General features: G+C 76.0%; 2 protein-coding genes. Both read right to left on the bottom strand.

Going from position 1 to position 1,510, the window contains the following annotated elements; genetic code table 11:
* Positions 1 to 772 (bottom strand): condensation domain-containing protein (locus H5J33_RS34915; RefSeq protein WP_309485571.1); only part of this gene is annotated, 772 nt, incomplete at its 3' end.
* Positions 769 to 1,510: ATP-binding cassette domain-containing protein (locus H5J33_RS34920; protein ID WP_220213033.1), on the bottom strand; the 742-nt coding region annotated here is incomplete at its 5' end. The genes H5J33_RS34915 and H5J33_RS34920, both read right to left, overlap by 4 nt.

A 1,510-nucleotide genomic window follows, 5' to 3' on the forward strand; every position in this document is an offset into this window, starting at 1 on the left:
GCCCGGCGACGGGTACCCCGGTGAGGTCGCACAGCGCGGACCCGTACGCGGCGGCGAACACCACGGACACCGGCACACCGTGCGCGGCGGCCGCCGCCTCGGCGGCGCGGCCCAGCGCGGTGGACTCGGCGAAGCAGGCGGAGAAGGCGGGAGGGCCGGCGGTCACCGGCGCCGGGGCGTGCTCACGCAGCGCCGTCAGGTGCGCGCGCCATCCGGCGAGTGCGGTGCCGAGGTGCCTGCGGCCCGCGGGCGAGTCCTCCCAGGCGACCACGTCCCGTGGCTGGGCGACCTCGGCGGGCAGCCGCTCGCCGCGCAGCAGCCGCACCAGGTCGTCGCAGAGCACCCGTACCCCCCACCCGTCGACGACGAGGTGGTCCGCGACGACTCCGACGCTGCGGACCGTCCCGTGGGCGCAGCCCAGGACCACCCGCACCGCCCACCCGTCGGCGAGGACGAAATCGGTGGTCAGCCACTGCCGGAACACCGTCTGCGCCTCGTCCTCGGGCACGGCGAGGGTGATGCGGTCGACGTCGGCGATGGTCACGGGCAGCACCTGCTGGGTGGCGTCCCCGGTGAACCGGGTGCGCAGCGAGGAGTGCCGGATGACCAGTTCGGTGACGGCCGCGCGGGCCTGCCGCAGCGTGGTGCCCGCGGGCGCGGCGGCGGCGGTGGCCATGTTGTACTCGTGCGGGTCGGTGTGCGCGAGCGCCGGGTGCTGGCCGATACGCCATCCCGCGTGCCAGTCGAGCTGTGGCCAGTTGAGCCTGGTCACCGGTACCCCCTCGCCTGGGCCGCGTAAAGGCGGGCGTAGCGGCCGCCCGCGGCCATGAGTTCGCTGTGGCTGCCCTGTTCGGCGACGGTGCCGTGGGCGAGAACGATGACGAGGTCCGCGTCCCGGACGGTGGCCAGGCGGTGGGACACCAGGACGGTGACCGTGCCGGAGCGGGCGCCGGCCTCCCTGGCATACGTGGTGAAACGCTCGAGCAGGTCGTGTTCGGCACGTGGGTCGAGCGCGGCGCCGGGCTCGTCCAGCACCAGCAGCAGCGGGTCGGGGCGGAGGGCGGCGCGGGCCAGGGCGAGCCGTTGCCACTGTCCCCGGGACAGTCCGCTGCCGCCTGCTCCCAGCCGGGTGTCGAGGCCCCGGGGAAGGGTCCCGGCCAGCGACCGCGCGCCGGCCACGGCCAGGGCGCCGAGGACACGGGGCTCGTCGGAGAGCCGGGGCAGGTGGCCGACGCCCACGTTCTCCCGGAGCGAGAAATCGAAGGTGGCGTACTCCTGGCGGACCGCGGCGACCCGGGCTTCGAAGCCGGCCAGCGCGGTGAGCGGGGCGCCGTCGACGAGCACCCGGCCCGCGCCGGGGGTGCGCAGCCCGCTCACCACGTCGACCAGGGTCGTCTTGCCCGCGCCGTTCTCCCCGACCAGGGCGATCACCGAGCCCGCCGGCAGGTGCAGGTTCACGTCGCCGAGCACCCGGCGGTGCCCGCGGTCCACGCGGACGCCTTCGAGGGTG

This window comes from Streptomyces sp. WELS2 (assembly GCF_013870595.1).
Classification (GTDB): domain Bacteria; phylum Actinomycetota; class Actinomycetes; order Streptomycetales; family Streptomycetaceae; genus Streptomyces.